This window comes from Actinomycetospora sp. (assembly GCF_055612215.1).
Genome location: NZ_JBVPVA010000758.1, coordinates 1 through 5741, shown reverse-complemented (window position 1 = coordinate 5741; position 5741 = coordinate 1). Strand labels below are relative to the sequence as shown.

Genomic DNA, 5741 nt, shown 5'->3' with positions numbered 1-5741 from the left:
CGAGAATGCTCGGTCGTTGAACACGTGACCACCGCGGGAGCGGACGAACCGATCGTGCGCGTCCGACATGCTTCCCGTGCGGCACGCCGAGAATTCCCCCGACGCCAGGAATGGTCAGGAACCCGGACGGAGGTCCTTCTGCATCAGCACGGTGTCGACCCATTGCCCCTGTTTGTGGCCGACCGCCGGCATACGTCCGACGATTTCGAAACCCAGCCGTCGGTGCAGCACGATCGACGGGGTGTCGTGCCGGGCGTCGGGGAGCGTCGCGATGACGGCCACGACCTGACGCATCTCGGTGTGCCCCAGCTCCTCGACGAGCGCGGTGAGCAGTCGGCTCCCCAGGCCCTGCCCGGTCGCCTCGGGCGCGATGTAGACCGAGTCCTCGACCGTGTAGCGGTAGGCCGCGTGCGGACGGAACTGCGTGCACGCGGCGAACCCGGCCACGCGCAGGCCGCCCGCCGGCGCGCCGGGGTGCCCGTCGGCGAGGTCGGCGACGAGGAAGGGGAGCTTGTGCTCGCGGGCGGCGGCCAACCGCTCACGCCAGGCCGAGGCCGGCGGCGGGTCCTCGACGAACGTGGCGATGGAGGCCAGCACGTAGCCGCCGAACACGGCGGCGATCCGCTCGGCGTCCGCGTCCTCGGCCGGCCGCACCGAGATGCCGGAGTCGGTCATGCCGGCATCCTCCTCCGCGCGGCGCCGGCCCCGCCACGCCTCGCTACTCGATCCGGACGAGCTGGAACTCCCACTCCCCGGACTCGTTGTAGGCCGTGCGCTCGTAGACGGCGTGGTTCTGGCCGCCCACCATCCGCGACGGCGTCTGCTGGACCCCGCGCTCGGGCGCGGGCAGCGGGATGCGCTGCACCAGCGGGGGCTCGGCGTCGGCGTCGGGCACCGAGATCGAGCCCTCTCCCTGCAACGGCCCGTTGACGTAGCGGACGATTAGCTCCCTCACGGCACCCTCCCGAGTGATCGTTGGCGCGCAGCCTACGGCCGCGCTGTGCAGCCGTCACGGCGGCCAACACGACCCGAACAGACCAATGCCACCGGGCCGGGCAGCACATAGCGTTGTGGAGTGCGGTCCGCAGTGCTCCTCCTCGTCGGCTTCGCGATGGTCGCGGGCGGCGCGGCGGTCGCCTTCGCGGTCGACGGCGGCCTGCTGCCGGGCATCGTGCTGATCGTGCTGGGGCTGCTCGTGAAGGGCGCGGGGTTCCTGCTCGGGGATCCGTCGTCGGCCACCCAGGCCGGGCGGGGCCCGCAGACCCTGGCGGGCCGGCGGGTCGAGCGGCCGCGGGCGGGGATCCCCGTCGGGCGGGCCACGGTCCGCCGTCGCGCGCCGAGCCGGGCCCCGGCCACCGTCGTCCGCCCGCTGTCCGACGTGCGCCGTGCCGGCGGTGCGGTCCCGGGTGCCGGTGAGCCGGCACGTCGCCACCGCCGTGCGTCCTGACGTCGCTGCCGTCGCCACCGCATGACAGGGTCGGGCCCGTGACCTCGTGGGAGTACGCCACCCTGGAGATCTCGGCGGTGCAGTTGGCCACCGGGAACCTCGACCCCGCGGCGAGCAGCCACGACACCGCGGAGTGGCAGGCCTACGCGATCGGCCCGAAGGACGAGCTGCTCTTCGAGGAGTACCGGCCCTACAGCGTGCCGTGGGCCCGGCTCTTCGCCGAGCACCTCAACCGGCTCGGCCGGGACGGCTGGGAGCTCGTCGCCTTCGGCGGTCCGCACCACGCGCTGTACCCGACCGGCTACGTGCACTCGTCGGGGACCTACACGACCGTCGTCGAGAGTCGCTTCGTGCTGCGCCGGGCCGTCTGAACGGTCCCGGGCACGCGAACGCCCGCCCCGCACGACGGCGGGACGGGCGTCCGGCGAGCAGGATCAGCCGCGGGTGTCGGCGCCGGACGCGACCAGCTCCCGCGCCTCCTCGGGCGTGGAGACCGCAGCGTTCGACCCCATCAGCGGCCGACCGGCGGGCTCCTTGAGCTTGATCAGCGCGAGCAGACCGACCACACCGCCGAAGATCAGGTAGACCGCCGGCCAGTACGCCCAGCCCGTCGTCGGGACGAGTGCGGACATGATCAGCGACGTCGTCCCGGCGAAGGCCGACACGAAGATGTTGAACGAGATCGACAGCCCGCCGTAGCGGATCTCGGTCGGGAACAGCGCCGGCAACGTGGACGGCGACGTGGAGGAGAAGAGGATCAGCAGGATCGCCATCACCCCGAGCCCGACCGCCACCAACGGCACGGAGCCGAGGGTGAGGAGGTAGATCATCGGGAAGGCGAGGACGACGAGCCCGATCGCGCCGGTCAGCATCAACGGCTTGCGCCCGACCTTGTCCGAGAAGTTGCCGAGCAACGGGATCACGAAGACCGCGACCCAGAGGATGACGATCTGCAGGAGCTGCGAGGTGGTGGTGTCGATCGCCTTGCCGCCGGCGTCGGTGACGTTCTTCTCGAGGAACGTCGGCATGTAGCTGGTCAGCATGTAGTTGGTGATGTTCCACGCCACGACGATGCCGCCGGCGGTGAGCATCGCGGGCCAGTACTTCACGAACAGCATCTTGATGCCCGCTCCGGCCTGGGTGCCCTCACGCTCCTCGGACTCGGAGAGCAGGGTCTGGAACGCGGGCGTCTCCTCGAGCCGGGTCCGCAGGTACACCCCGACGATGCCCAGCGGCAGCGCGATGAAGAACGGGATGCGCCACGCCCAGGTGGCGGCGAACTCGGGCGACGAGATGAGCGGGATGACCGTCGCGACGGTGGCGCCGAGCGCGTAGCCGATGAACGTCCCGCACTCGAGGAAGCTGCCGAAGAAGCCGCGCCGTTTGTCGGGGGAGTACTCGGCGATGAACGTCATCGCGCCGGCGTACTCACCGCCGGTCGAGAAGCCCTGGATCACGCGGCAGAGGACCAGCAGGATCGGGGCCCAGATACCGATCGAGGCGTAGGACGGGATGAACCCCAGCAGGAACGTCCCTACCGCCATCATGATGACGGTGATCGAGAGGACCCGGGTGCGTCCGATGCGGTCACCCAGTGGACCGAAGAACAGCCCGCCGAGCGGCCGCACCAGGAACGACACCGCGAAGCCCGCGAAGGTCCCGACCTGCGCGAGCGTCGGATTGTCCGGGGGGAAGAAGTTGGCCTCGATGGTGGTCGCCAGGTAGGCGTACACCCCGAAGTCGAACCACTCGGTGACGTTCCCGACCGCGGCCGCGCCGACCGCGCGCTTCATGACCGCGGTGTCGGTCACGGTGATGTTCGGCGGCGTACCGCCCGACTCGACGTCCGTCGTCTCTGTCACGTCTCTGCCTCCCGCGCCCGTGGCTCATGCTGAACCGTGCGAGTAGTTGTGACCTCGATGTCCGATTCGTATCGTTGGTGTAGCGAACGGTACTGGTCCGATACCCCACGTGCGCACTGAACTCCTGAGGGTGACATGGAACACGAAGATCCTCCCTTCGTCACCTGGAACACCCGCCGAGATCGACGCGTCCTAGGGGGTGGATGCGGACAGCATCTGAGGATTCGCAAGCGCCGAGCTCCGAACGGGTCAGAAGGACCCGCCCACCGGTGGCGGCGCGTGCACGCGGTGAGGAGGAGCCACAGGATGGCGGCAGTGTTCGAGGCCATGGTTGTCGTTGCCGTTGCGGGAGTCGGTGTGGCGTCCAGCCTCGCCGCGTACGCGCAGCGCAACTGGAAGGGCTCCCGTTCCGAGGGTGAGTCCACCTTCGTCGAGGCCTGAGGGTCTCCCGGCGGCTCGCGACGGCGGGTCCACCCTGCGGGGTGGGGCCGCCGTCGTCGTTCCCGGCTCAGACCGGCCAGTCCTCCCGACGCCAGGCGGCGTCCCAGAACATCCACTCGTAGCGCGAGGTCGTGCGGTGGTGCGCGACGACCCGCGCCCGCTCGGCGGGAGCCAGGTCCTCGGCCACCCGGTCCATGACCCCGACGGCCGCGTCGACGACCGCCCGGAACTCCTCGCCGCCGTACATCGCGATCCAGCGGGCGTAGAGCGGATCGGGCGACGACTCCGCGAGCAGCGCCTCACCGACGCGCGCGTAGATCCAGTAGCACGGCAGCACCGCGCCCAGGCCCTCGGCGAACGAGCCGACGTGGCACGTCGCGAGCAGGTAGCTGGTGTAGGCGACGGTGGTGGGTGCGGGCGGTGTGCCGGTGTCGAGGGCGAGCGCCTCGGACAGGGCCGCGTGCATGTCCTGCTCGGCGGCGATCGCCCCCGCCGCGTGCTGGGCGAACAGCGTCGTGTCCTCCTCGGTGGGCGCCCGCGCCGCCAGCACCGCGAGGGCGCGTGCGTACCCGCGCAGGTAGTGGCTGTCCTGCACCACGAAGTGGCCGAACGCCTCGTGGGGCAGCGTCCCGTCGGTCAGTCCGGTGAGGAACGGATGCACGCGGACGGCCGCGTAGACGTCGGCCACGGACTCCCGGAGCTCGTCGCTGAAAGCCACGGCCGGCAGCCTTCCACGCCGCGCGCCCGGGTGCTGCTGCGATGATCCCGCCGTGCGGGGACGGGCGACAGGGCTGCTGATCGGGGTCGTCCTCGACGCGCTCCTGGGCGACCCGCGCCGTGGCCACCCGGTCGCCGTGTTCGGGGCCGGGGCGGCGCGGCTCGAGCGGGTCTGGTGGGCGGACTCCCGGCCCCGCGGCGCCGCCTACGCGGGGGTCCTCGTGGGCGGTGCGCTGGTCGGCGGGGCCCTGGCCGAACGCGTGGCCGGGCGGTCGGCGGTCGCGACGACCACCGTCACCGCCTGCGCGACGTGGGCCGTGCTCGGCGGCCGGTCCCTGGCGGGGGAGGGGTCCGCGCTGGCCGGCGAGCTCACGGCGGGGGACCTCGGCGGCGCCCGACGGCGGCTGCCCTCGCTCTGCGGGCGGGACCCGTCCGCGCTCGACGCCGACGGCCTGGCCCGGGCCGCCCTGGAGTCGGTCGCCGAGAACACCTCCGACGCCGTGGTCGCGCCGTTGCTGTGGGGAGCGGTCGCGGGGGTGCCGGGCCTGCTCGGGTACCGCGCGGTGAACACCCTCGACGCGATGGTGGGGCACCTCTCGGCCCGCCACACCCGGTTCGGCTGGGCGAGCGCGCGGGCCGACGACGTCGCGAACGTCGTGCCGGCCCGGGTCGCGGCCCTCCTCGCCGCGGCCGCCGCACCGCTGGTCGGGGGCGCGCCGACGAGTGCGCTGACGGCGTGGCGGCGCGATGCGCGTCGCCACCCCAGCCCGAACGCGGGGCCCGTCGAGGCGGCGTTCGCGGGCGCGCTGGGTCGCCGGCTCGGCGGGCGGACCGTCTACCCCTACGGCGAGCAGGACCGTCCGACCCTCGGCACCGGGCCGGCTCCCCGGGTCCCGGACCTCCGCCGGGCCGTCGGCCTCTCCCGCGCGGTGACGGTGGGGGCGGCGCTGCTCGCGGGCGTGGTGGCGGCCGGGGTCGACCGCGCCGAGCGGGGCCCACGAACGCCCGGGTCGGGGCCACGCCGGACGCGCTAGGCAGTTGATCATGCCGAGGGCACCGCACCGGTGGGGTGCCCTCGGCATGATCAACCGCCTAGCCGGCACAGGGCCCGCCTCAGGCCGGGCGCGTCGGCTCGTTCGCCGCCGCCCGCTCGGTCCGCTTGCCCGCTCGCGTCTGTCCGCTTGCCCACCCCGCACCGGCGCCCGCCCGCCTCGCCGTCCGGCCGTCCGCCTGCGCTCCGCGCCGCGCACCTGCTCGCCTGCCCGCGCCACGTC

8 protein-coding genes are annotated in these 5741 nt (G+C 73.0%); 4 read left to right on the top strand and 4 right to left on the bottom strand.

Annotation, left to right across the window (positions count from 1 at the left end; all coding sequences use genetic code 11):
• Positions 1–114 precede the first annotated feature (114 nt).
• Together AC0CYZ_RS20690 and AC0CYZ_RS20685 are read right to left on the bottom strand one after the other, a co-directional pair.
• A complete protein-coding gene (locus AC0CYZ_RS20690) occupies positions 115–675 on the bottom strand; it encodes a GNAT family N-acetyltransferase (RefSeq protein WP_472218756.1) in 561 nt (186 codons plus the stop codon).
• Between the two features lie 43 nt (positions 676–718).
• Complete coding sequence (locus tag AC0CYZ_RS20685) at positions 719–955, bottom strand: hypothetical protein (RefSeq protein ID WP_472218754.1); 237 nt, start codon at positions 953–955, stop codon at positions 719–721.
• 120 nt (positions 956–1075) lie between these two features.
• Here AC0CYZ_RS20685 and AC0CYZ_RS20680 point away from each other — a divergent pair, with 120 nt between their 5' ends.
• Positions 1076–1447 (top strand): hypothetical protein, encoded by a 372-nt coding sequence (locus AC0CYZ_RS20680; protein WP_472218752.1) that lies wholly within the window; start codon positions 1076–1078, stop codon positions 1445–1447.
• Positions 1448–1485: 38 nt separating this feature from the next.
• A complete protein-coding gene (locus AC0CYZ_RS20675; protein WP_472218750.1) occupies positions 1486–1818 on the top strand; it encodes a hypothetical protein in 333 nt (110 codons plus the stop codon).
• Between the two features lie 63 nt (positions 1819–1881).
• Here the strand turns inward: AC0CYZ_RS20675 and AC0CYZ_RS20670 are convergent, their stop codons facing one another.
• The gene (locus AC0CYZ_RS20670; RefSeq protein ID WP_472218748.1) at positions 1882–3309 is read right to left on the bottom strand and encodes an MFS transporter; all 1428 of its coding nucleotides are present in this window, start codon (positions 3307–3309) and stop codon (positions 1882–1884) included.
• Positions 3310–3615: 306 nt separating this feature from the next.
• Here AC0CYZ_RS20670 and AC0CYZ_RS20665 point away from each other — a divergent pair, with 306 nt between their 5' ends.
• On the top strand, positions 3616–3750 hold the full coding sequence (locus tag AC0CYZ_RS20665) for a hypothetical protein (RefSeq protein ID WP_472218746.1): 135 nt from the start codon (positions 3616–3618) through the stop codon (positions 3748–3750).
• A 67-nt stretch (positions 3751–3817) separates the two neighbouring features.
• Here AC0CYZ_RS20665 and tenA read toward each other — a convergent pair whose 3' ends face one another.
• Positions 3818–4468, bottom strand: a complete 651-nt coding sequence (gene tenA / locus AC0CYZ_RS20660; protein WP_472218744.1) for a thiaminase II — start codon at positions 4466–4468, stop codon at positions 3818–3820.
• 52 nt (positions 4469–4520) lie between these two features.
• On the opposite strand from tenA, the gene AC0CYZ_RS20655 reads away from it, so the two are divergent.
• The gene (locus AC0CYZ_RS20655) at positions 4521–5501 is read left to right on the top strand and encodes a cobalamin biosynthesis protein (protein ID WP_472218742.1); all 981 of its coding nucleotides are present in this window, start codon (positions 4521–4523) and stop codon (positions 5499–5501) included.
• The last annotated feature ends 240 nt before the right edge of the window (positions 5502–5741 follow it).

Bases quoted from the DNA above. Each gene is read 5' to 3' on its own strand.
- AC0CYZ_RS20690 (WP_472218756.1), bottom strand. From the start codon at position 675: ATGACCGACTCCGGCATCTCGGTGCGGCCGGCCGAGGACGCGGACGCC.
- AC0CYZ_RS20665 (WP_472218746.1), top strand. From the start codon at position 3,616: ATGGCGGCAGTGTTCGAGGCCATGGTTGTCGTTGCCGTTGCGGGAGTC.